The sequence below is a fragment of the Oceanobacillus sp. J11TS1 genome (assembly GCF_018333215.1).
In the GTDB taxonomy this organism is placed as follows: Bacteria; Bacillota; Bacilli; order Bacillales; family Amphibacillaceae; genus Oceanobacillus.
Genome location: NZ_BORO01000006.1, coordinates 83854 through 110213 on the forward strand (window position 1 = coordinate 83854; position 26360 = coordinate 110213).

At 38.1% G+C, this 26360-nt stretch carries 20 protein-coding genes; 17 read left to right on the forward strand and 3 right to left on the reverse strand.

Going from position 1 to position 26360, the window contains the following annotated elements; genetic code table 11:
- The first annotated feature begins 376 nt into the window (after positions 1-376).
- From KI343_RS06870 to rlmD, 15 genes are all read left to right on the forward strand, one after another.
- Entirely contained in the window at positions 377-1135 is a 759-nt protein-coding gene (locus KI343_RS06870; protein ID WP_212925699.1) for a hypothetical protein, read from the forward strand.
- Between the two features lie 137 nt (positions 1136-1272).
- On the forward strand, positions 1273-3000 hold the full coding sequence (locus tag KI343_RS06875; RefSeq protein ID WP_212925700.1) for an adenine deaminase C-terminal domain-containing protein: 1728 nt from the start codon (positions 1273-1275) through the stop codon (positions 2998-3000).
- A 107-nt stretch (positions 3001-3107) separates the two neighbouring features.
- Positions 3108-3401 (forward strand): YerC/YecD family TrpR-related protein, encoded by a 294-nt coding sequence (locus tag KI343_RS06880; protein ID WP_212925701.1) that lies wholly within the window; start codon positions 3108-3110, stop codon positions 3399-3401.
- Between the two features lie 644 nt (positions 3402-4045).
- Positions 4046-4735: a heptaprenylglyceryl phosphate synthase gene (gene pcrB / locus KI343_RS06885; protein ID WP_212925778.1), complete on the forward strand. Its 690-nt coding sequence runs from the start codon at positions 4046-4048 to the stop codon at positions 4733-4735.
- 22 nt (positions 4736-4757) lie between these two features.
- Positions 4758-6995 (forward strand): DNA helicase PcrA, encoded by a 2238-nt coding sequence (pcrA, locus tag KI343_RS06890; protein WP_212925702.1) that lies wholly within the window; start codon positions 4758-4760, stop codon positions 6993-6995.
- A 6-nt stretch (positions 6996-7001) separates the two neighbouring features.
- Positions 7002-9011, forward strand: a complete 2010-nt coding sequence (ligA, locus tag KI343_RS06895; protein WP_212925703.1) for an NAD-dependent DNA ligase LigA — start codon at positions 7002-7004, stop codon at positions 9009-9011.
- Between the two features lie 6 nt (positions 9012-9017).
- Positions 9018-10130: a CamS family sex pheromone protein gene (locus tag KI343_RS06900; RefSeq protein ID WP_244856774.1), complete on the forward strand. Its 1113-nt coding sequence runs from the start codon at positions 9018-9020 to the stop codon at positions 10128-10130.
- 319 nt (positions 10131-10449) lie between these two features.
- Positions 10450-10986, forward strand: coding sequence for a helix-turn-helix domain-containing protein (locus KI343_RS20035; RefSeq protein WP_244856775.1), 537 nt, complete (start codon positions 10450-10452; stop codon positions 10984-10986).
- Positions 10983-11714, forward strand: a complete 732-nt coding sequence (locus KI343_RS20040) for a tetratricopeptide repeat protein (protein ID WP_244856783.1) — start codon at positions 10983-10985, stop codon at positions 11712-11714. Before KI343_RS20035 ends, KI343_RS20040 begins: the two co-directional genes overlap by 4 nt.
- Before the next feature lie 676 nt (positions 11715-12390).
- Positions 12391-12681, forward strand: coding sequence for an Asp-tRNA(Asn)/Glu-tRNA(Gln) amidotransferase subunit GatC (gene gatC / locus KI343_RS06910; protein WP_212925704.1), 291 nt, complete (start codon positions 12391-12393; stop codon positions 12679-12681).
- 18 nt (positions 12682-12699) lie between these two features.
- On the forward strand, positions 12700-14166 hold the full coding sequence (gene gatA / locus KI343_RS06915; protein WP_212925705.1) for an Asp-tRNA(Asn)/Glu-tRNA(Gln) amidotransferase subunit GatA: 1467 nt from the start codon (positions 12700-12702) through the stop codon (positions 14164-14166).
- Entirely contained in the window at positions 14166-15596 is a 1431-nt protein-coding gene (gene gatB / locus KI343_RS06920; protein WP_212925706.1) for an Asp-tRNA(Asn)/Glu-tRNA(Gln) amidotransferase subunit GatB, read from the forward strand. The genes gatA and gatB overlap by 1 nt, the downstream gene beginning before the upstream one ends.
- Before the next feature lie 558 nt (positions 15597-16154).
- Entirely contained in the window at positions 16155-17069 is a 915-nt protein-coding gene (locus tag KI343_RS06925; protein WP_212925707.1) for a diacylglycerol kinase, read from the forward strand.
- Between the two features lie 135 nt (positions 17070-17204).
- Complete coding sequence (locus tag KI343_RS06930; RefSeq protein ID WP_212925708.1) at positions 17205-17819, forward strand: ribonuclease H1 domain-containing protein; 615 nt, start codon at positions 17205-17207, stop codon at positions 17817-17819.
- 199 nt (positions 17820-18018) lie between these two features.
- Positions 18019-19401, forward strand: a complete 1383-nt coding sequence (rlmD, locus tag KI343_RS06935; protein ID WP_212925709.1) for a 23S rRNA (uracil(1939)-C(5))-methyltransferase RlmD — start codon at positions 18019-18021, stop codon at positions 19399-19401.
- A gap of 1018 nt (positions 19402-20419) precedes the next feature.
- Here the strand turns inward: rlmD and KI343_RS06940 are convergent.
- Positions 20420-20839 carry a disulfide oxidoreductase gene (locus tag KI343_RS06940; RefSeq protein WP_212925780.1) on the reverse strand — a complete coding sequence of 140 codons (420 nt, stop codon included), beginning with the start codon at positions 20837-20839 and terminating at the stop codon, positions 20420-20422.
- Positions 20840-20851: 12 nt separating this feature from the next.
- On the reverse strand, positions 20852-21523 hold the full coding sequence (locus tag KI343_RS06945; RefSeq protein ID WP_212925710.1) for a DsbA family protein: 672 nt from the start codon (positions 21521-21523) through the stop codon (positions 20852-20854).
- Between the two features lie 180 nt (positions 21524-21703).
- Here KI343_RS06945 and KI343_RS06950 point away from each other — a divergent pair, with 180 nt between their 5' ends.
- Positions 21704-22024, forward strand: coding sequence for an ArsR/SmtB family transcription factor (locus tag KI343_RS06950; RefSeq protein WP_212925711.1), 321 nt, complete (start codon positions 21704-21706; stop codon positions 22022-22024).
- Between the two features lie 13 nt (positions 22025-22037).
- Positions 22038-24713, forward strand: a complete 2676-nt coding sequence (locus KI343_RS06955) for a heavy metal translocating P-type ATPase (RefSeq protein ID WP_212925712.1) — start codon at positions 22038-22040, stop codon at positions 24711-24713.
- A gap of 393 nt (positions 24714-25106) precedes the next feature.
- Here KI343_RS06955 and KI343_RS06960 read toward each other — a convergent pair.
- A protein-coding gene (locus KI343_RS06960; protein WP_212925713.1) for an IS3 family transposase occupies positions 25107-26263 on the reverse strand; the annotation gives its coding sequence in 2 pieces (ribosomal slippage) (positions 25107-26005 and positions 26005-26263; 1158 coding nt in all).
- Positions 26264-26360: the final 97 nt, after the last annotated feature.

The window sequence follows — 26360 nt, forward strand, 5'->3', positions numbered from 1 at the left end:
CTCCTTGTAAAGACTGACCAAGAAGAATGAATTAAAATAAGGACGAAACCAAAAGAAAGTGTATCGTCAAGAAACCGAACAACATGCTTATAGAGCGCGGGAGGCCGGGGACAAGCACACGGAAAGCAGCGTATTGCTGAAGAAACGAGGATGCGCACAAATTGTGTTTGAAAGCTGTTTGATAAAACACTTTTGTCTCCGGCTCTTTATTCTCTATGAAGCTAGAGGTATTGTTGCCTCTTCTTCGATTAATAAATGAGATTGCTTCTTCATTTATTTGAAAATAATGGTTGCAGTTCCCTCCCTACGATATATAATAATAATGTTATACACGAAAAGCTTGTTTATATAAATAGGGAGAGAGGGAAAAATACCAATGAATCAGAAATCATTAAAATTTTTTGTTATCCTTCTTTGTCTTTGCCTGGCAACCCCTCCTTTTAGTTCAGTAAGTGCTGGAAAATTGGATGAGGATGAAGAACTCTTAATTGAAAATCCGATATTCGAAGGTGAAGAAATTAAGCATGATGAAGGTTTATACGATGGGAAGGAAGTAGTTCTGGACGAATATATCGACCCAGTTGTATTGTATGCTGAAGATTTTGAAGGTGAAAAAGAGTTAGAAGCAAAAGTAACGGAACTGCTTAATGACGAATTGGTTTCAGGAGTTCAAGTTATATCTAAAACAGAAGAGCGTACGGTAGGGTCGCAAGCCACTCGATTACCAGGACAATGGTATAAGCAAGGTAGAGCAAGAATAAAGTATTTAAAATTAAGTGACGCGTATGGCCCAACAATAAATAGCGCAGCTGGTGATCCAGGGATAACGATGGACCTTCCGTATAGTAAGAGTCATGCAGCTACTTATTCTGGTGATTATGGTTTAACGTCATCTATTATTTCAATGGCAGTTGGTTTTAACGTAACAGGTTCTTATTCTGTTTCATCTGCTGGGTCTTATAAAGTACCTAGCACAGTAGACAAGAAAAAAGTAAAAACAGCTACAATTAACTCAAAATTGATCTATCAAAGATGTTCTTATACTGTTGTAAGTCCCGAATACCCAAGCGGAAAGGAAGGGACAGCTAAAAAACCGATTGGTATATATTATCAGAAAAAAATAACTTATAAATAAAAATGTGAAGACTGCCTTTTGGTAGTTTTTATTTTTTGCATAAATATTGAAACAAATAAAGAATGAGGCAAACTTTACTGCCTTAAAGCGTTAAGTATGTTAGAATAAAGGAAAATAATATAGTGGAGAGTTGCTTAATGACATTATGGAGAAATCGCGAATTGCGACAGCATATCAGAGTGATTGATGGGTCGGTTGCACCAAGTATTGTCTTAACCAATGCAACCTACCTAAATGTATATACAAACCAATGGATAGAGGCAAATATTTGGATTTACGAGGACCGGATTGTATACGTTGGTGAAAAATTGCCGCAAGAGACAACTGAAACAGAATTTTATGATTGCCAAGGAAAGTTCGTTGTGCCGGGGTATATTGAACCGCATTCCCATCCCTTTCAAGCTGCAAATCCAGAAGTAACGGCGATGCACGCTGCGAAAACTGGAACAACCACAATGGTGAATGATAACTTAACTTGGCATTTACTTCTTAATAAAAAGAAAACGTTCTCTATAATAGGTGCTTTCTCCAATTTGCCTGTAAGTATGTTCTGGTGGAATCGATTTGACGGTCAAACAACACTGAAGGATGATCGTATTTTTAATACAAGAGATGTATTAGATTGGGCAGAACATCCGCTTGTAATTCAAGGTGGAGAGCTTACCGACTGGCCGAGTTTATTAACAGGCGGAGATCGTTTACTTTACTGGATGCAGGAGATGAAAAAGTTAGGAAAGCCAATAGAAGGTCACTTGCCTGGAGCTTCTTCCCGTACTTTAACGAAAATGAAGCTTTTTGGAATCACAAGTGATCATGAATCCATGACTGCGGGGGATGTTTTAAAAAGATTGGAGCTTGGTTATCGTGTCAGCCTTCGTTATTCGCCAATCCGTCCAGATTTACCAGATATTATCCGAGGACTGTTAAAAAAAGGATTAACGCAATTTGATAATATGAGTTTTACAATGGATGGGCCAACACCTGCCTTTATGAAGGACGGCATGATTAATGTTTGTATTGAGAAAGCTATTGAACAAGGGCTTCCTGTAGAGACTGCCTATCGGATGGCAAGCTATCACCCTGCCAGACATTTTAATATGGAAGAAGAGTTCGGCAGCATAACACCAGGCCGGGTAGCACATGTGAATATTTTATCGGACAAACAAAAGCCGCATCCTGAGAGTGTTATTGGTAAAGGGAAATGGATTAAAAAGGACGGAGAAGAAATTTCTTTTCCATCGGTAATCGATTGGGAAAAATACGATATTACACCGCTTGAATTTGATTGGGAATTGCAAGAAGAGGACTTGCAGTTTTCAAGTCCAATAGGTATGGATATGGTCAACGATGTTATCATCCAGCCTTATACGATTGTTTCAGATGTCAGCGCGGAAGAAATTCCAGCTGAAAAAATGGAGCAGTTTATTACATTAATTGATAAGAAAGGTGAATGGCGTGTAAACACAATTATTCGTGGATTTGCGCCAAAGCTTGGAGCAATAGTCAGCAGCTTTTCTGCTACAGGAGATATTATTCTTATTGGTAATTCTAAAAAAGATATAAGAATTGCCGAACAGCGTATGAAAGAGCTGGGAGGAGGTATCGTCCTAGTAGACAAAGGAAAGATTTTAACTGAAATGCCGCTCCCTCTTGGCGGCGTCATGTCAGATAATAGAATGGAAGAATTAATTCAAATGAACGAGGAATTGAAGAAAATATTGGCGGAGTATGGATATGCTTATCAAGATCCAATATACAGCCTATTATTTCTTTCAGCCTTTCATCTGCCTTTCTTCCGTATCACACAGCAAGGATTACTAGATGTGAAAAAGAGAGACATCATTATTCCGGCAACGATGCGATAGCAGAACGTAATGGCAAGCTCAGAAAATATTTAATTTATAGCGGGCTATGTCAATGCTATTCCTATCTCTGAGAAAGTTAGAGCCACAGGAAGAAAGGGGGAAAACAAGTGCAAATAGATAAGTTACGAGGAGAGCAGCTTGATCAGTTATTTGATGCCATATTATCATTAAATACGCGTGAGGAGTGCTATCAATTTTTCGATGATATTGCAACTATGTCAGAGATACAATCCTTATCACAACGATTGCAAGTCGCAAAAATGCTGACAGAAGGAAAAACATATAGCGCCATCGAACAAGAAACTAAAGCCTCCACCGCCACAATCTCACGAGTAAGACGTTGCATCAACTACGGAAGTGATGGCTATAACCTAGTTTTAGAGAGATTAAATGTGAAATAATAAAAAATAAGTATTCACTCATTCTAGTGGATGCTTATTTTTTATTATTGTATTCGCTCCAAATCTAATGGCGCTCGAAAATCGAGTTGCGCGCTCCAACTAGGGTCCAACGCGCTCGAAAAAGGAGGAATGCGCTCCACTCGAGGCTCAACGCGCCCGAAGCCCAACGCGCTCAGAAATGAAGAAATGCGCTCCGCCCAGGTGGAATCCGCTTGAAAAATAAGGGGAGCGCTCCAGCCAAGGCTCTGCCCGCTCGAAAAAAGCTAAACGCGCTCCAAGTCAAGGCCAACGCGCTCGGAAATGAAGAAATGCGCTCCGCCCAGGTGGAATCCGCTCGAAAAATAAGGAAAGCGCTCCAGCCAAGGCTCAAACCGCTCAGAAATGAAGCTATCCGCTCCGCCCAAGCTCCACCCCGCTCCACCCGATCTTAATTCCTCTCCTCTCATTTCAACAAACACAGAAAATCTTTACCTTATCCGTTCTAATCTTGTGCCGGTTTTTGTTATAATAAAGAAATGAATGTAATTAGAGGATGTTCAAAAAGCCCGCCAAAAACGACACATCGAAGCTGCGCTCCCTCGAACTTCTCGATCCCTTTTATCGAACTTTTTGAACACGTAATAATAATGGAGGATTAATTGCTAATTATGAATATAAACGATTGGAAACATATGTTTAAATTAGACCCAGCAAAAGAAATATCTGATGAAGATTTAGATAAAGTATGTGAGTCTGGAACGGACGCGATTATTGTCGGTGGTACAGATGATATAACATTGGACGGTGTTCTAGATTTATTATCGAGAATTCGCAGAGCTCACACGGTTCCCGTTATTCTGGAAATTTCTAATGAAGAGGCATTGACACCAGGCTTTGATTATTATTTTGTACCAATGGTGTTGAATTCGAAAGAGAAAAAGTATGTTATGGATATTCAGCAAAAAGCCATTAAGGAATATATCGACATGATGGAGTATAGTGAGGTATACTTTGAAGGTTATTGTATACTAAACCCAGAAGCAAAAGCCTTCCAGCATACGAATTGTGAGCTGCCAGAAACAGATGATGTGAAAGCATATGCATATATGGCAGAACATGTTTTTCATCTGCCTATCTTTTATGTGGAATATAGCGGTGTCTATGGTGACCCAGCTGTCGTCCAAGATGTAAAAGCAGAGCTTGATAAGACAAAGCTTTTCTACGGCGGCGGGATAGAAACACCCGAGCAAGCAGAAGAAATGAAAGAACATGCGGATGCAATTATAGTTGGCAATAGCATTTATACGAATTTAAAACAAGCGCTCAAGACAGTAGAAGCTGTTAAAGGAGAATAAGCTCAGGAAGGAAGATGTAAACATGGAGCAATCGCTTGAAGCTAGGATAAATACATTAAACCCGGAACAGCAAAAAGCTGTGCGACATACAGAAGGACCGCTCTTAATTATGGCAGGGGCAGGCAGTGGTAAAACACGCGTACTAACCCATCGTATTGCCTATTTAATGGGAGAAAAAGAAGTTTCGCCGCGAAATATTTTGGCGATTACGTTTACCAATAAAGCAGCAAGAGAAATGAAAGAACGGGTATCAAAACTCGTTGGGTCTCAAGGCGCGAATATGTGGGTGTCTACATTTCACTCGATGTGTGTTCGTATTTTACGCCGGGATATCGACCGAATCGGATATACCTCTAACTTCTCTATTTTAGACAGCGGGGACCAATTATCTGTTGTAAAACAAGTTCTTAAAAACTTAAATATTGACCCCAAGAAATTTGATCCTCGTGCAATGCTCGGACAAATCAGTGCAGCGAAAAATGAATTAATAACAGCAGAAGAATACGCAAAAAATGCAGGGAACTTCTATGATCGCCAAGTGGCGCAAGTTTACGAAGGGTATCAGAAGATGTTGCGTAAAAATCAATCCCTGGATTTTGACGACCTGATTATGCAAACCATTCATTTATTTGATCGTGTACCAGAAGTCTTGGAATATTATCAAAGACGATTCCAATATATTCATGTGGATGAGTATCAGGATACAAACCATGCACAATATTATCTTGTAAAACAACTCGCTAAAAAATATCAGAATCTATGTGTGGTTGGGGATTCAGATCAGTCTATTTATCGCTGGCGCGGGGCCGATATTACAAATATATTATCATTTGAAAAAGACTATCCATCCGCTAAAACAGTATTATTAGAACAAAATTATCGTTCTACAAAGTCTATTTTACAAGCAGCGAACAAAGTCATTGGGAATAATTCTGGACGAAAGCCGAAAAATCTTTGGACGGATAATGATGATGGGAAAAAGATATCCTATTATAAAGGAGCCACAGAACAAGAAGAAGCTTTATATGTTGCAGATACTATTCAACAATTGACACGCAGCAACAAATATCAGCCAAGTGATATAGCGATATTATATCGTACCAATGCGCAGTCCCGTGCAATTGAGGATACATTTGTAAAATCGGCTATTAGCTATCAAATGGTCGGCGGTACCAGATTCTATGATCGAAAAGAAATTAAGGACATGATTGCTTATTTAAGGTTAATTACCAATCCAGACGATGATATCAGCTTTCAACGTGTCGTGAATGAACCGAAAAGAGGAATTGGAAAAACATCCATAGAACGCTTGCAGGCTTATGCGGCAGAGCATGATATTTCGCTCTACGAAGCTGTTAAAGAGGTTGACTTTACGGGTGTTACCAAAAAAGCCGCAAATGCATTAGCTGGATTCGGGGATCTTATTCGTTCACTTACCCAACAACAGGAATTTTTAACAGCTACCGATATGGTGGAGGCTGTGCTTGAACGGACAGGCTATGAAAAAATGTTAAATAATGAACGTTCCATAGAAGCTCAATCTAGACTGGAAAACTTAGAGGAATTTAAAACCGTAACGCAGGAATTTGAAAAGGCAAATGAAGATAAAACATTGATTGCCTTTTTAACTGATTTGGCATTAATTGCGGATATTGACCGTGTAGACGAAGAGGATCCAGACCAGACACAAAAAATTACACTGATGACACTTCACGCTGCTAAAGGGTTAGAATTTCCTGTCGTTTTCTTAATCGGTATGGAAGAAAACGTCTTTCCGCATAGTCGCTCCATGATGGATGAGGAAGAAATGGAAGAAGAGCGCCGGCTTGCATATGTCGGGATTACGAGAGCGGAGAAAGAACTCTACTTAACCCATGCACAAATGCGTACATTATACGGACGAACCAATATGAACCCAGTCAGCCGCTTTATTAATGAAATCCCTGAAGAACTCATGGAAGGGATGGATACAGATAATAAAGGACCGTTTTTCGAAAACAGGAATAGGAAGAATAGGATTGGGTCAAAACAGGAAGCAGCCCCAAAAAGGCGTGCGGAGAAAATCACAGGCCCCGCGTCGAGCGGTGCAGAATCCGAAGCTTGGTCTGTTGGTGAAAAAGCAAAACATAAAAAATGGGGAGTCGGTACCGTTGTGAGGGTACAGGGTGAAGGAGATAAGTTAGAGTTAGATGTAGCATTTCCTGCACCAACTGGTATCAAGCGTCTTCTTGCAAAATTTGCCCCAATAACAAAGGAGTAAAGAGGAATGAACAAACAAGAAATAAAAGAACGCATGGACTCACTTGTTGAGGTCCTTAACCAATATGGCTATTCCTATTATGTGCTAGATAACCCAATAGTACCTGACTCAGAATATGATGAAAAAATACGTGAACTGGAAAAATTAGAAAAAGAATACCCTGAATTTGCAAGGGAGGATTCTCCGACACAGCGTATTGGCGGCGAACCGCTGGATGCTTTCCAGAAGGTAACTCATGAAACCCCTATGATGAGTCTTGCCAATGCGTTTAATGAACAGGATTTGAGAGACTTTGCCAGACGGGCAATGGAGGGTGTATCCGGTGACGTTACGTTTGTGTGTGAATTGAAAATTGATGGTTTAGCCATCTCTTTGAAGTATCGTGACGGGAAATTTATTCTGGGCTCTACCCGCGGGGATGGAAGAGTCGGAGAAGATATTACCTCGAACTTGCGCACGATACGCAGTATTCCATTAAGCATAAAAGAACCTGGCACCTTAGAAGTCCGTGGCGAAGCTTTTATGCCGCATAAGTCCTTTTTAGCACTAAATGAAGAACGAGAAGAAAAAGGGGAAGAACCTTTTGCAAACCCGAGAAATGCAGCTGCTGGCTCACTCAGACAACTAGACCCTAAGATAGCGGCTAAACGGAACTTAGATATTTTTTTATATGGAGTCGGCGAATGGGAAAATAGTGATATAACAAGCCATAGCGAAAGCCTGGAAGGTTTAAGCAAACTTGGCTTTAAAACAAATAAAGAGTGGAGAAGAGCGAAAAGCATTGAAGAAGTTCTCGAATATGTTGCCTACTGGACAGAGCATCGAAAAGATTTAAACTATGAAATTGATGGTATTGTCATTAAAGTCGATAACCTTGACCAGCGGGACGAGTTAGGCTTTACTGCAAAAAGTCCACGTTGGGCAATTGCTTATAAATTTCCAGCTGAAGAAGTTGTAACAACATTAAAGGATATTGAATTAAGCATCGGCAGAACAGGTGTCGTTACACCGACAGCCATTCTTGAACCGGTTCGTATTGCAGGTTCTACTGTACAGAGGGCATCTTTGCATAATGAAGATTTAATCCGCGAGCAGGATATTCGTATTGGTGACCGGGTTGTTATCAAAAAAGCGGGAGATATTATTCCAAAAGTCGTCCGCTCGATTACGGAGCAGCGAACTGGCGAAGAGAAAGAATTTTATATGCCAAAAGAGTGTCCAGCATGCGGCAATGAACTTGTACGCCTGGAAGGGGAAGTTGCATTGCGCTGTATCAACCCGAATTGTCCGGCGCAATTGATGGAGGGGCTTATTCATTTTGTATCTCGAAATGCGATGAATATAGATGGCTTAGGAGAAAAAGTAATTATCCAGCTTTTCCGCGAGGATCTTGTTCATACGATTGCTGATTTATATCGTTTGCAAAAAGAAGATCTTTTGAAATTAGAGCGAATGGGTGAAAAATCTGTTACTAATCTCCTTAATGCAATTGAAGCTTCCAAGGAAAATTCTTTGGAAAGATTGTTATTTGGATTAGGAATTCGATTTATCGGGTCGAAAGCAGCGCAGACGCTGGCGATGGAATTTGAAACGATGGAGCGACTTCAAAAAGCTTCCTTTGAAGAAATTGTAGCGATTGAAGAAATTGGCGATAAGATGGCCGATTCGATTGTCCGTTATTTTGAAGAAGAAAAAGTGACTCAGTTATTGGAAGATTTGACCGAACTCGGCATCAATATGACTTATACCGGACAACGAAAATCAGATATCGCAACGGATAGCATATTTTCAGGGAAAACCATTGTATTGACTGGGAAAATGGAAGAGTATTCTAGGAAAGAAGCGAAAGAGCTCATTGAATCTTTAGGCGGGTCAGTTACAGGAAGTGTAAGCAAAAAAACAGATTTAGTTATTGCTGGAGCAGATGCTGGTTCAAAGCTGGAAAAAGCGGCAAAACTCGGTATAGAAGTATGGAGTGAAGCGCAATTAAAAGAAGTAGCCGGGGGAGAGGAGTGATCAGCATTGAAAAGATGGATTGTATTTTTTGCAGCGATTGCGCTTATTTTAAGCGGGTGTATGCAGCGAACAACGACGGAAGAAGAAGTTGTTCAGGAAGATTCTGAACAACAAGAAACCTCTATTGTGCCAAGTCATAAACTATCTGAAGAAAATTATCGGATGATATTACCATATAAGGCAAGTGAGGCAAGAGGTGTCATTACGAGTCAGGTAGCGAACCGTGTAGATATTGATGAAATGGAACAAGGGTTGCGGCGCCTATCGAAGGAAGTATATGACCCAGAAGAGTATTATTTCCAAGAAGGACAATATTTTAATTCCGACCGTGTTTATGAGTGGATAGACGCGTTAAATCCCGAAGTAGAACTAGGATCAGACGAAAAAACATATCGAGATAATCCACGTTATTTAACACATATATTGGAGCAAAATTATTTAAAACAAACGGAAGATGGGAACGTGAATTTGGAAGGCATTTCCATAGGGCTTGCGATGAAATCTGTCTACCAGTTCCAGACAGATGTCGGAGAGCCTTATTTATATGAAAACATCTCAGAAAAAGAAATGATGGAAGTAGCAACAGATGTAGCTCAAAATATTATTAAAGATATTCGTGAAAATGACGAAGAATTAAGTGATATACCTATTATGATTGCTGTTTATCGAGAAGCAGAGCAATCTTCTCCTGTACCGGGAAATTTCGTTGCAAAAACAAATATCCCAGGCGGCAGCAGTTCCTTTGATGGCTGGGAAGACGTAGATGAAGAAAATATTCTTTTCCCATCAGAAGAAGGACAAAAGAAATACTTTGATGATCAAGAACTTGTAACAAGCTTCGGAAATGAAATTCGAGATTTCTTCCCGAATTATGTGGGAATGGTCGGAGAAGGCTTCTACATGGGGGGAGAACTTCAAAAATTACGTATTGATATTCCGATCGAGTTTTATGGTAAGGGAGAAATTATTGGATTTACACAGTATGTCTACGGTCTTGTGCAAGATATGTTTCCTAACTACTATGATATAGAAATTAATATTTCTTCCAGTCAGAAGAATGAAAGTCTGCTCTATCGCGGGGCTGGGGAAGAAGACATTAATGTTCATATTTTTGACTAACATAAAATAGTTAGTTTAAACACTCAAAAATTTACTGTTATTTGCCGAATTATCGGCGGGTGGCAGTAAATTTTCTTTTTTTAAGAAACTTTTCACGAAGCAGTAGTTTAAGCAAGCTTTCTATTTGCTATTTTCCCAAATTATAGATGGTGAGAGTATGGTACAATAACGATAGAAAAATGATAGGTAGGAGGGGAAATGCGTAAAATAGCCTGTATTCATGAAATGCTTATCAAGAGCCTTTGAACGGATATTCTTTATTTATGAAAAGTGGAGATAGGATACGCTATAAAAGTTTAGAATCGTGGGGTGAAAAGACATGATAGCAATTGGGACATATATTAAAATTCAACGCACGAAGCAGAAAATGACTTTAGGAGAACTGTCGGAGGGAATTGTTTCCTTATCCTATTTATCTAAGATTGAGAATCAAAAAACAGAACCGAATGAAGAGATTATTAGGAAACTATGTGAACGGCTAAGTATTACAGTAGATCGCAGTCAAGATGAGAAAATTGGAGAGTTATGTAAGCAATGGTATGCCATGCTTGATGAGACAAGTAATCAGGAATCGATGGAAGCGGTATATAAGGAAATTCAGCAGTTGGTGGATAAGAACTACTCCAACCACCTTATTATGTTTGAGATTCATAAAATAAAATATTTTTTATTACTCCAGAGAAAGGACCTTGCATCCCAGAAAATTCAACAGCTGAAGGAGATTATAAATACATTCAATATAGAAGGACAATATTACTGGTATAAGTTTAATGGTATTTATAGCTTTGTAGTAAAGAATTATTATCATTCCATGTATCAATATAAACGGGCAGAATTACGGAAAGCTATCGATTGAATGAAGAAGCGGAAGCAGACTTAAAGTATCTTATTTCTATCACGCATTCGAGGCTAAGAAATTCTTTGGAAGCAATTGAATACACACATGAAGCACTGGCAATATATATGAGGCATTATAATTTCTTCCGTTGTGCACGATGCCATCATATTTTAGGGATATGTTATCGACGTATGAAATTATATGAAAAAGCAATAAAGAATTTCACCCTTGCTTTACAGTTAGCGCAAACGCTCCATGATAAAAAAATCATTCCATTGATTTATCAAAACTTTGGTTATCTGTATTCTTCCAAAGGTGATTCGACAAAAGCAATTGAATTTTATAAAAAGGTTTTAAATAACCAGGATGTACCCGGAAATAATAGAGTAGAAGTAACTGCCTCGCTTGTGCGAGAGTACTATCATTCTAATTATTATGAGGAAGCAGAAAAATATATTGATTATGGATTACGTATATTCAATGATTTGGAGGAAAAACAGCCCTATTTAGTATATAAATATATTTTACGAACCTACAGTTACTTGCTGGGGGGGCAATTAGATCTTTTTGAGCAGCTATTAATAAATGACCTTCTGCCGCTTTTAAAGAAACAGAAAGATTATGGCAATTTTATTATCTATTCCGAGCTTTTAGCAAAGCATTTTGAAAAAAACAATAATTATAAAGATGCCACACGGTGTTACAGAGAAGCGAGTCAAGTTTATAAATATATTGCGCATATTTAGCTGTTAATAACTAATAGAGGTTGTTCAAAAACTCCGGTAAAAATGACACTTCGGGAAAAGGAACTTCTACTAAAACCGCCCACGTCGTGTGGGCAACGTAGAAATCACCTCATCCTGAGGAAGCTCGTTGGCTTGCTTTTCCGCTGGGACTGCGATTACTCGCCCCACCAAAACCGTTACTCACGTATTAATGACATACGTTCCGTTGAGGCCTGCGATTACTCGGCCTATTAAAACCGTTGCTCAAAGCTACGCCGTCTCGAACTTCTCGGTCCTGTTTATCCTCCTTTTTGAACACGCACTAATAACCAAGTTATTCGATAAATAAGCAATGATTTGGTTTTTCATTCATAGGACATTATCTATCCTAGCCTGAAAACTTGCCTTTTAATAGCTTTCTTTGCTATTATCATTCGTGTTATAATAATAAAATCGAGCCATAATATGTACATACCTATTTATGACATAGGGATTAATTATCTGAAGAGGTAATGTATGATAAAATGAAACTTTATTCTGTGGTGGCTTTTTTATTTTTTGCCATGGAATAATGGTTGAATGCATCAGGTTGTTATGTCCGCTAATTCCCGCTTACAGATTTTTTGCTTTGGCCAGGAATTCTACGGATGGGTACAACGTGAAAAAATACAAACGTTTATTATTGGAGGTTAAATGAATGGCAGAAATTTCAAAAGAGCAAGTGAAGCATGTAGCCAATCTTGCCCGCTTAGAATTTGATGATGATGCTGTAGAGCAAATGGCTGACGAACTTAGTGCAATCATTGAATTTGCTGAGCAGCTAAATGAGTTAGATACAGAGAATGTAGAGCCGACAACACACGTATTGGATTTAAAAAATGTCATGCGTAAAGATGAACCTAGAAAATGGATTACACAAGAAGAAGCGTTAAAAAATGCTCCAGATCAAAAAGATGGACAAATTCGCGTACCATCTATTTTAGAGTAAAAGGAGGGAACTAGAACGATGTCTTTATTTGACTATACGATTAAAGAGTTAGAAGAAAAATTACATAATCAAGAGATTACTGTAGAAGATTTAGTGAAAGAATCTTACGAGCAAATTGAACAAGTGGATGGGGATGTGCATGCGTTCTTAACACTGGATAAAGAAAAAGCATTAGAAAAAGCAAGAGAATTGGACAAGCTTGAGGATAAGTCAGGGGTCTTATTCGGTATTCCTGCAGGTATCAAGGATAATATCGTAACGAAAGGACTACGTACAACGTGTGCAAGTCAATTTCTAGATAACTTTACAGACCCGTTATATGATGCGACGGTCGTTGAAAAACTGCATAAAGAGAATATGGTTGCTGTTGGAAAGCTAAATATGGATGAATTTGCAATGGGATCTTCCAATGAAAATTCAGGCTACGAGCCAACCCGTAACCCATGGAATACCAACCACGTTCCCGGGGGATCCAGTGGCGGATCAGCAGCAGCAGTAGCGGCAGGAGAAGTGTTATTCTCACTTGGCTCTGATACAGGTGGTTCCATTCGTCAGCCAGCAGCATTCTGTGGCGTTGTTGGAATGAAACCAACTTACGGACGTGTATCTCGTTTTGGTCTTGTTGCGTTCGCATCGTCTCTAGATCAGATTGGGCCTCTGACACGTACTGTAGAAGATAATGCGCGGGTGCTGGAAGTTATTTCTGGTCATGACAAAATGGATTCCACAAGCGCAAATGTCGATGTACCGTCTTATACAGAAGCATTAACTGGCGGCGTCGAAGGCTTAAAAATTGCAGTGCCAAAAGAGTACTTAGCAGAGGGTGTTTCTGAAGAAGTTAAAAATTCTATTTTAGAAGCATTAAAAGTGTATGAATCACTTGGTGCAACATGGGAAGAAGTATCTTTGCCACACTCTAAATACGCACTGGCAACGTATTACTTACTATCGTCCTCTGAAGCTTCTGCTAACTTAGCGCGTTTTGACGGCGTACGCTACGGGGTTCGTTCAGAGAATGCGAAAAATATGCTGGACATGTTTATTAAGTCCCGCAGTGAAGGATTTGGAAATGAAGTAAAACGCCGTATTATGCTAGGAACCTTTGCACTCAGCTCTGGTTACTATGATGCGTATTACAAAAAAGCACAAAAAGTACGTACATTAATTAAGAATGACTTTGATAAAATTTTAGAAGAGTACGATGTGATTGTTGGACCAACAACGCCGACACCTGCATTTAAAGTCGGTGAAAAAACAAGTGATCCACTGACCATGTATGTGAATGATATCTTGACAATTCCGGTTAACTTAGCGGGAGTACCTGGTATCTCGATTCCTTGTGGTTTCTCGTCAGAAGGTTTACCAATCGGCTTACAAATCATTGGAAACTATTTTGATGAAAGCACGGTTTATCGTACAGCATATGCATTTGAACAAGCAACAGATCACCATAAAAAACGACCTCAACTAGGAGGTGCCAAGTAATGAATTTCGAAACAATTATTGGACTTGAGGTACACGTAGAATTAAAAACAGCATCAAAAATCTTTAGCCCGAGTACAAACGAATTCGGCTCGCTTCCAAACACGAATGTCAATCCAATTGACTTAGGCTACCCAGGTACACTGCCTGTATTAAATGAAGAAGCGGTAAACTTTGCTATGAAGGCTGCAATGGCACTGAATTGTGAAATTGCAACAGATACAAAATTTGACCGTAAAAACTATTTTTACCCAGATAATCCGAAAGCTTATCAAATCTCTCAATTTGACAAGCCAATCGGTGAGCATGGCTGGATTGAAATAGAGGTAAACGGTAAAAAGAAAAAAATTGGTATCACCCGTTTGCATTTAGAAGAGGATGCAGGAAAATTAACACACGGGGAAGATGGTTACTCTTATGTTGATTACAATCGTCAAGGTACCCCATTAATTGAAATTGTATCTGAGCCGGATATGCGCTCCCCAGAGGAAGCTTATGCATACTTAGAGAAGCTAAAAAATATAATTCAATATACAGGCGTATCGGATGTGAAGATGCAGGAAGGCTCTTTGCGTTGTGATGCGAACATTTCCCTGCGTCCAATTGGACAAGAAGAATTTGGTACGAAAGCAGAATTAAAGAACCTAAACTCCTTCTCCTTTGTTCAAAAAGGATTAGAATTTGAAGAAAAACGTCAAGAAAAAGTATTATTATCTGGCGGGGAAATTCTTCAAGAAACACGCCGCTATGATGAAAAAACAAAAGAAACTATTCTGATGCGTGTAAAAGAGGGTTCGGATGATTATCGTTACTTCCCAGAACCAGACCTTGTACCGCTTTACATTGATGAAGCATGGAAGGAACGCATCCGCAGTGAAATCCCTGAGCTTCCGGATGCAAGAAGGGCACGCTATGTGAACGAATTAGGATTATCTGAATATGATGCAAATATATTAACTGCTTCCAAACAAATGTCCGATTTCTTTGAAGAAGCAGTGAAACATGGTGCGGATATGAAGCAAGTATCCAACTGGTTAATGGGAGAAGTTTCTGCCTATATGAATAAGCACTATAAAGAAATTGAAGAGCTTGCGATTACACCAGTTGCTTTAGCAAAAATGGTTAAATTGATTGAAGACGGCACGATTTCTTCTAAAATCGCGAAAAAAGTATTTGCCGAACTGGTTGAAAATGGCGGCGACCCAGAAAAAATCGTTGAAGAAAAAGGTTTGGTCCAAATTTCTGATCCAGATCAATTAAAACAGATTGTTAATGAGATTCTTGATCAAAATGAACAATCTATTATTGACTTTAAGGACGGAAAGAAAAAAGCAAAAGGTTACCTTGTCGGGCAAATTATGAAAGCAACGAAAGGTCAAGCTAACCCGCCGCTTGTGAATCAAATTCTAGCAGAAGAGCTTGAGAAGCGGTAAGCTTTCGTTTCTTAGTCTTAGCTGAAGGAAAAGAATAAGAAATATACAGGAGGGCTGTCGCAGTAATTAATGTGGCAGCCTATCCAATGGGCAAAAATCGGTTTGAAAATAAAAGGGATAAGATGATTTCATTTCGTTAAAGCTATCCAAATGTTACTTTTTATCGAACTTTGTCATCTTTCTGTTCTTATTACTTTCCAAATATATAAAAAAGGTCTATGATATGGACTAGATGAGTTTATTTATTTACGTTTATTATTTCAACATAAAGAAAATTCAATGTTATCCTTTGGTGGCAGTTGATGGACAATTCACCTTTGTATTTTTAACATGCAGTGATGGATTCCGTAAAACCATCTGAAATGTATAGAAATACTGTCGTCCTTTGATGCTTTCGATATAAGGAAGGATACTGGTATGTCTGATTTTTTATTATCTGAATGGATAAAAGAAATACCATCGTTGAAGTTTCATTTTATATTGTACGTGTCTGCAAAAAGATTCTAACGTGAACCATTTTTTAATATAAGTCCGCAGACCGTATGGGGAGGAAAGAACATGGAAAAGGCCCGAATCATTTATAACCCAACTTCGGGACGTGAAGCAATCAAAAAAGCATTACCCAATATTTTAGAAAAGTTGGAAACAGCCGGCTATGAAACTTCCACACATGCGACAACGTGTGAAGGTGATGCAATCGATGCAGCAAAAATTGCAGTAGAAAGAGGTTATGACTTAATTGTCGCTGCTGGCGGGGATGGTACGATTAATGAAGTCGTTCATGGAGTGGCAGAGCAGGAACACCGGCCAAAGTTAGCAATACTGCCTGCCGGGACAACAAATGATTTTGCCAGAGCACTTCATATTCCTAAGAATATTGATAAAGCTGTAGACGTTATTTTACAAGGAAATTCGATGAAATTAGATATCGGAAAAGTCAACGAGCATTATTTTATCAATATTGCTGGGGGTGGGAAGCTCACTGAATTAACGTATGATGTTCCCAGCAAGTTAAAAACAGTTTTAGGTCAATTAGCATATTACATCAAAGGCATAGAAATGCTTCCTTCTTTGAAAGCAGCCCGGGTAAAGATTGAATACGATGATCAGGTGCTGGAAGAGGATATTATGCTTTTTCTAATCTCTAATACAAATTCCGTCGGCGGCTTTGAAAAGCTTGCTCCGGACGCGCGCCTAAATGACGGGTACTTCGATGTTCTCATTTTAAAGAAAACGAATCTTGCAGAATTTATTCAAATTGCTTCCCTTGCGCTGCGGGGTGAGCACCTAAAAAGCAAGAACATCATCTATACACAAGCAAAGCGTGTTAAAGTTACGAATGAGGATAAAATGCAGCTGAATCTTGATGGAGAATTCGGCGGTATGCTCCCAGGAGAATTTATTAACCTGCAGGAGCATATTGAATTTATGGTGCCAGCTGATTTTATCGAACACCAAGGAAAATTAAAATAATCAGTAAGGCCTCTAAACATTGTTTTGGAGGCTTTTATAATAGACTACGGATGAATCTATCTTCCATTTAATCGGAATACGGAAAAGCCTGACAAACTTGCAAAGCTATTTGCACTTCTAGGAGAGATGATACGATTGGCTAAAAAATACTACGCAGTAAAAGAAGGTAAAAAAACAGGGATATTTACGACATGGGATGAATGCAAGCGAAATGTACTTGGATACTCGGGAGCAGAATATAAAAGCTTTACGAGTAAAGCAGAAGCTGAAGAATATTTGACTGGCTCCCAAGACACAATGCCTGCTAAAGCGGATAAAGAAATGGAAGGCGAATCTGAGGTCGTAGCCTATGTGGATGGTAGCTTTAATAAAGCTAGTTCTGAGTTTTCTTATGGTGCAGTTATTTTTTACCAAGGAGAACAATGGCGGTTTGCTGAAAAATTCAATGATCCTGATCTAGTCTCCATGAGAAATGTAGCAGGAGAAATTAAAGGTTCGGAAAGAGCAATGGCTTTTGCTGTGGAACAGGGAGCTCAATCACTTACTATTTATCATGATTACGAGGGCATTGCTAAATGGTGTACGGGCTCGTGGCAAGCTAGAAAGCCTGGAACGATTGCTTATAAACAATATTTTGATGAAATAAAAAAAGATGTGGATATTCGGTTTGTTAAAGTAAAGAGCCACTCTGGTAATGAATTAAACGATTTAGCAGATAAGCTGGCTAAAGGAGCCTTTATCGGCAGTTAAGTAGATTGCTTTCTTACCGCCATAGTGTAAGATAAGTTGGTTTTTGGACATCCTCTATAGTAAATCTCTTTATATCAACCAATCTAACTTCAAGAGCTATTCAAATAGTTAACAATAAATAAGAACAATTGTTTTTCCCTGAATGATTATGATAAAATGAGGTATTCAAAATCGATTACGGAAATAGAGGAAGATGAAAATGGCAAAGACAACAGGAAATACTCCTGTCCAAAAAAATGAACAAATAACGATTACCATTGAAGATTTAACTCATGAAGGCAATGGGGTAGGAAAGGTAGATGGCTATCCTTTATTTATACCAAACACATTGCCAGGGGAAGAAGCGGTTATTAAAGTGGTCAAAGCCAATAAAAAATTTGGTTTTGGAAAGCTGTTAGAACTAAAAACGACAAGCCCGGAACGTATAGAGCCAACCTGTCATGTACATTGCGGAGGCTGCCAGCTGCAACATATGAGCTATGCGCTTCAATTAAAAATGAAACAGGATCAAGTCCATAATGTTATGAAAAAAGTAGCGCATCTGGAGCATGTTCCTGTGCACCCAATTATCGGGATGGAAGAGCCGTCTCATTATCGAAATAAAATCCAAATCCCTGTTGATGAAAAAAACGGCGAGTTAATTATGGGCTACTATCAAAAACGTAGTCACCGTATCATCGAAAATCAAGATACCTGTCAAATCCATGATCACGCTACGAATGAAGTGCTTCCTTTTATTCGTCAGCTGATGAATAAGTATGGTGTGACTGCCTATGATGAAACATCGCATCGAGGTCAATTACGGCATATTATGATTCGCACAGGACATTATACCAATGAAATGATGGTTGTTTTCGTTACACGTACAGCAAAGCTCCCCGGAAAAGAGCAAATCATTGAAGAGCTAACCAATAAGTTTCCGTTTATCCGTTCCATTGTGCAAAATATCAATGACCAGCGTACCAATGTGATACTAGGTAAAAAGACAAACGTGTTATGGGGAACTGCTTATATTCATGATAAAATAGGGGACCTTACATTTGCAATCTCACCCAAGTCTTTTTATCAAGTCAATCCCGTTCAGACGAAAATACTTTATGATAAAGCATTAGAATATGCAAAGATTGATGAAGATGATATTGTTATTGATGCTTACTGCGGTATCGGAACCATTTCCCTTTTCCTTGCTCAAAAAGCAAAAAAAGTCTACGGAATTGAAGTTGTTCCAGAAGCGATTGAAGATGCAAAGAAAAATGCAGAACGTAATGGAATAGATAATGTAGAGTTTACAGTAGGCCAAGCGGAGAAAGTCATGCCTGTCTGGAAACAAGAAGGCTTAAATCCAGATGTAATTGTCGTAGATCCACCAAGAAAAGGCTGTGATCCAGATTTCCTGGAGGCGATGATTGCGATGGAACCGAAGCGTATTGTTTATGTTTCTTGTAATCCATCGACCCTGGCACGGGATTTACGCATTTTGGAAGATGGCGGTTATGAGACGAAAGAAGTGCAGCCGGTGGATATGTTTCCGAATACGGGGCACGTGGAGACTATAACATGGCTTGAACTAGCTGATGTCTAGTTAAAACTAACATCGCCGAATAAAAATAAACGTTTCTGATTCCGACCCAATTTCGTTAAAATAAACATTTCCAATTTCCGGGTGAATCCAACAATTTCTCGGCACTCCTGCCCTTATAAAGCAGGGGAGGATTACATAAGCAGATTCGTGAAGAGGTTTCCTTTATAGCACATTGTCCCCTTGTAAAGGGATAATGAAATTTTATTTAGCTAACAAAGCAGTATAGACCAAAAAAGTTATTGAAAACTACATCGAAAAATGATACATTAAGTGAAAATTAGAGGTGAGTATTTATGCGTTTATTAAATAAGACAATTATCTCGTTCTCACAACTACATCATCATATCAAGTAGCCTTGCTATTCGATTTTTTAAAATCGCAAATAGGAAGGCTATTTATCATTAAACCGTATTTGATTAAGTTCAACACTTAAATCAAGTTGTAGATCTCGAATAAACAATTTCTTGTCATAATAAACTCTTGCTAACTTCACCACAATTCTGTAAGAATAAACATTTGCTTTTTCAATCTAAAACTCAACAATTACTCGGATAATAGATGAATGAATGGGGGAGAAAAGAGTTCTTTTTCTTCCCTCTATTATGGCAGAACTTTATTCCAACTCCGAAAAAACCATGAAAAAACAGCCGAAAATAGCCCGAAAAGCGACCGATTTTAATCCAAAATTGGATAAAAATGAGGGGTCTGTAGCAAAACTATATTTTAACGCCAACGGTAGAATGCGGGTTTGAGGGGTGGGAAAAATCAGGTGTATAAAATGGTTGTACATATTAGAGAAAAGAAATTTAGCTTGGTTTGTAATATTTCAACCAGATTAAGGAAGTAGATATAAGTGGGAGAATTTAATTTACACCTTGGGTATGTCTTTTAATGTACTTCTTTAGAAAATAGGAAAAAGGTCAATGTTTCAAATTAATAGGAATTCGAACAATTCCAATACTAATTTCAACATTAGTAAAAGAGGTGCAAATTCTTTTATAGAATAGCACCTCTCTTCCTATTGATTATTCTTTGGCTTTTTGATCAATAACATGAATAAAATTATTAAAGTAAAAGCGGTCAATGCTAAAAACGGGATTGTAATAAATCCAAGCAAGTCAATATATTGTCCACTACATGGAACACCATTAGCACAGGGTTTAATTTCTGCAAAACCAGGAACATTCTGTAACAAATAGTGATAGAGTGAAATGAACCAGCCGATGATTGATAATGGTAGTACATACTTTTTAACAGTTAGTTCATTTTGGAATGTCGCTATTCCAAGAATTACAGCTAAAGGGTACATCAAAATTCGTTGATACCAACAAAGTTCACATGGAACAAAACCTCTTATTTCACTAAAGTAAAGACTTCCAAGTGTTGCAACCACAGCTACTAACCAAGCCAGATAAAGAAATAACTGTCTATTATCTATTCTACTCATAGCTTAGTTACCTTTTAAAGCATTATCTATAGCTTGTTTAATTGATTCATAATCGAATGGATCTTCAATCACTGTATTATTCACCATAATAGTTGGAGTAAGTTGCACTTCGAATTCGGTTACTAATTCGGTATCTTTGTTTACTTCTTCTATAGCAGTATTGGATTCAACATCTACCTTTAGTTGCTCTACATCAATATTTGGTATACCGCCTGCAACTTCAAGTGTTTTGTCCGTTGTAATCCACACGCTATGGTGATCATCACTTGGCTGTTCCGCAAAAAGTGCGTTATGAAAATCCCAATATGCGTCTGAATTTTGTTTATAAACAGACTCTGCAGCTAGTGAGCCTAATTTTGACTCTTCTCCATGAAACAATACGTTTATAAATGCAAACTGTATCTTTCCTGTATCTACATAATCACTAACTAATTGTGGATATACAGTTTCTCCCCACGCTTTACATGCAGGACATTTAAAATCTCCAAATTCAACGACTGTTACAGGGGCATCTGAATCACCTATAGTGGGCTGTCCATCAATTGATGGTTGCCTTTCAAATGACTGTTCTTCACCGTATTCGGAATTATTGTTATTTAATACAATCAAAGCAACGATAAGTGCAACAATAGCCAATGTAATTATTACTACAATTTTAATTGGGGATCCTTTCATAAAAACACCTCTTTATTTTTTGTTTGAAGTCAATAATATCATTAAAACATGTATTAAATTGAGTTCAATATGGAATGTTCAAAAACTTTTAATATTTTTTGTTTGACACACAAATTAGTGGTTGCTAATATGATAATAACAAAACATATTAGAAATATCTAATATGAAGGGGGAAATTACATGTTAAAAATTGATCTAGATACAAAGGTTAAGTTTCTTCATGGATTTTCGCATAAAACTAGAGTTGAAATACTTGAATGTATAAAAGACAATGAAAAGACTGTGTCACAAATTGTGGAAGATATTCAGGGCAGTCAGTCCAATATTTCTCAGCATTTAGCATGTTTAAAAGGTTGTGGATTGATAGTTGGTCGGCAAGAAGGAAAATACGTTTATTATGGTCTGCGTAATCAAAAGATACGTGAATTACTTACAATGTTTGACGTGGTACTTGAAGACGTGGAAAAGGATGTTGCATGTTGTGAAAATCACTTGGACTAGGGGGGCATAGCTGATGTCAGACAAATGTTGCAGTTCAAATGAAAGTATATTGTCTCAAGAAAGTTGTTGTAGTAACCATCCTGAAGAAGATAAAACAACAACTACTAAAGAAACGAATAGCTGTTGTAGTAGTCAACCTTTAGGTGAAAAAACAAAAGTAAATGCGACTGAAGTAAGTTTCTGTAATCAATCAGAGAAAGTGGTACCTATCAACATCAAAGAAGTAGCCAGCGACTGCTGTAGTAGCCAAACTTTAGCTAAAGAAGAGAAATCATCATCTTGTTGCAATAACAACGAAGAAGAGTCGCACGTGTCAAATTCAAGTTGCTGTAGTAGTAACATTGAAGAGAAGTCAACTGATAAGACAATGACTACTAAGGGAGAAAAGGTAGAGTATCGTGTCTCTGGCATGGATTGTCCTTCTTGTGCCTTAACCTTAGAAAAAGGATTAAGTAACTTAAAGGATATTCAGGAAGTAAAAGTAAATTATAATACAGCAAAGTTACAAGTAGTCGGAAGTAGTGCTCTTGCTCTCGACAGTGTGACGGATCAAGTCCAAAAACTTGGTTTTACGGCTGAGCCGATGGTACAAAATAATAATTTTAGAACTTACGATGTAGCCGGTATGGATTGTAGCGGTTGTGCTAAAAGTATTGAAAAACACTTGAGTACCATTTCAGCAGTTAATAGTGTCAGCGTGAATTTCTCGACTGGAAAAATGAAAGTAGAGCATGAAAATAGTGTGGATGACATTGTTGCCGAAGTTTCTAAAATTGGTTACAAAGCCTTTTTGCAATCAGATAACAGTAAAGCTAAAGAAATTAAGAAAACCAAGGAAGGGTACGGGCTAATTACCTTCTCAGGTATTTTAATAGCATTGGGATTTATTGGTTCTTACTATGGAGTTTCTCCATTAATATCAACCATTCTTTATGCTATCGCAATTGCTGTAAGTGGCTATAAGCCTATCAAAAGTGCTTTTTACGCTATAAAAAGCCGATCATTAGATATGAATGTCCTTATGTCAGCGGCCGCTATTGGTGCTGCATTAATTGGAGAATGGTTTGAAGGTGCAACCGTAGTTTGGTTATTTGCTCTTGGAAACGTCCTACAAAACAGATCCATTGAACAAACTAGAGACTCCATTCGTAATCTAATGGATTTAGCTCCATCAGAAGCGTGGATTAAAGCTGGAACGGAGCTAGTTAAAAAGCCAGTAGATGATGTTTCTGTCGGTGACATAGTAGTAATTAAGCCTGGTGATCGTATTCCATTAGACGGTGAAATTACTCAAGGGGAAACTAGTATTAATCAGGCACCAATTACAGGTGAATCTATTCCAGTAGATAAAATGATTGGAGATCCTGTATATGCTGGAACAATTAATGACAGTGGTTCTATTGAAATCAAAGTTACTAAGTTAGTTAATGATACAAGTCTTTCAAAAATTATTCACATGGTTGAAGAAGCCCAGGAACAAAAAGCACCGACCGAAGCGTTTATAGACAAATTCGCAAGCATATATACACCTATTGTTTTTATTTTAGCATTAGCGGTAATCATTTTCCCGCCACTTTTAGGCTTTGGTGCTTGGGGAGAATGGGTATATCGAGGGCTTGCATTATTAGTAGTTGCTTGTCCTTGTGCATTAGTTATCTCTACTCCAGTAGCAATCGTATCTGCAATTGGTAATGCAGCGAAAAATGGTGTACTAATAAAAGGTGGTACGTACTTAGAGAAAGCAGGATCTATTAATGCTATTGCTTTTGATAAGACAGGAACATTAACGGAAGGAAAACCAAAAGTTTCAGCAATTGAAGCATTAACAACATCAAATGATGAATTAATATCTATAGCTTTTACATTAGAAGATTACTCCACACATCCAATAGCAAAAACGATTGTGGAATATGCAAAAGACAAAGGTATACAGGCTAAGAATGGAAAGCTATTTAAGAGTATTGTCGGTAAAGGTGTTCAAGCAACCATTGATGATGAAGTATATTATGCTGGGAATCTAAAACTGTTTGAAGAGCTTAATATAAATGTAGATGATGTAAGGCCAAAAGTAGATAATATACAACGTCAAGGAAAAACGGTAGTTATCATAGGAACAAAACAAGAAGTAATGGGTATTATCTCTGTTTCTGATATGATTCGATCAACAACTGTTAAGGCATTAAATGGTCTGAAGCAAGTGGGAGTCAAACAGTTAGTAATGCTTACAGGTGATAATGAAGGAACAGCTAAAATGATTTCTAAAGAAACAAATGTAAATCGCTATTTTGCAGAACTCATGCCAGAAGATAAAGTAGATGCGATTAAACAATTACAAAAAGAGGGTCACAAGGTTGCGATGGTTGGTGATGGTATTAACGATGCTCCAGCACTTGCGACTTCTGATTTAGGGATTGCAATGGGTGGAGCAGGAACCGATACCGCAATGGAAACCGCTGATATCGTATTAATGGCAGATAACTTAGAAAAACTCCCACATACAGTTAAACTTAGTAGGAAAGCATTAACAATTATTAAACAAAATATATGGTTTTCTATAATAATTAAATTGATTGCATTAGTTCTTATCATTCCAGGATGGTTAACGCTTTGGATGGCTGTACTAAGTGATACAGGGGCTGCTGTCATTGTAATATTGAATTCCTTACGTCTATTAAGAGTCAAAGGATAAACTCATAGAGAGTTGTCCAATAAAATTGGATAGCTCTCTATTTTAATTCTTATATACTTACATGGTAGAAAAATATAGTGCTCAGTTTGTAATAGTTGGGTGCTAAACGATGAATTTTGAATTTTAAGAAGGGATACATTCTATGAAACGTTTAATTTTTCTAATGGTTATTCTATCTATACTTCTTGTTGCCTGTGGGAAAGAAATGGGAAAGAAATAGAAACAAATATGTCAGAGAAAGTGGCAAACTTTGAGTTGGATTTATGTCAAGAAATTGGACACTAGAAATGGTGAATTTTTTCAAATACCTACCGCGCTCTGCTTGCTTCCCTCTTGGTTAAAAGAAGGGGAAGTTCGACCCTTCTTTTAACCAAGAGGCTAGTTATCTTTTTTCTATGAAGCTATTTTACTTAGATACATTTTTTCATATGCTATTGGTGACATATATCCAATAGTCGAGTGAATTCGCTTGTAATTATAAAATGTCATGATGTAAGAGAAGATACTACGCTTGGCTTCTTCTCTTGTTTGATAATTTTCATGAAAGATCAATTCCTTCTTGATGACACTATGAAACGATTCGATACATGCATTATCATAACAGTTGCCTTTCCGGCTCATACTCGTGATGATATGGTATTTTCTGAGAAGTGCTTGATACTCCTTAGCTGCATATTGGCTTCCTCTATCGGAATGATGAATTAATCCTTTCTGCGGAGTTTGCTGGTTAATCGCCCGCCTTAAAGCTGTGAGTGTTAATTCTTTAGTCATTCGATGACTCATTGCCCAACCAATAATTCGTCTGGAAAACAAATCCATAACCGTTGCTAAATAGACCCATCCTTCTTTCGTCCAAATGTACGTGATATCGCTCACCCATACTTGTCCTGGTTTATCTGCCTGGAAATCTTGGTTTAATAGATTCGGATAGACAGGGTGCGAATGCTTTGAGTTCGTTGTCGCCTTATATTTTTTCACTGTTTTCGAACGCAAACCATTTTCCTTCATGATACGAGATACTGTTTTTTGAGAAACAGGTACCCCTTCACGACGTAAAACCTGCGTGATTTTAGGGCTCCCATATCTTTTATGGGATGCGATAAATACACGTTTTATTTGGGCTGTCAGTTTTTGTTTGCGTTTGGATCGATCGCTGACAGGACGATCTCTCCACTCATAATAGCCGCTCTTGGAAACACCTAGTACTTGGCACATCTTCTCTACACGAAATTCGTGACGGTGTTCTTGGATAAATGCATAGATTATCTCGGGTTTTTTGCGAAGATGCCCATAGCCTTTTTTAAGATAGCTACCTCCTCTTCTAAATCACGAATTCGTTTATCTTTTTCATACTCAGCTTGATTTTTTGCACTGCGATTGCCACTTCCTACAAAGCTATCATCTTTGTCCTCCTTGTATTTAGTTACCCATTTTTGCAGCGTCTGCGGGACTAAATCTAACTCTCTCGCCACTTCGGCTGCTTTTCTGCCGTCTTCCACTACCAGTTTCACTGCATAAACTTTAAATTCTTTATCATATCGTTTTGCCATCTTAGACACTCCTAGAGATTATTATATTTAGTATAAAAATCCCCATTTGGTATGTCCAATTATTAGACTATCATCAAATGAATAATGAGCGTTTCTT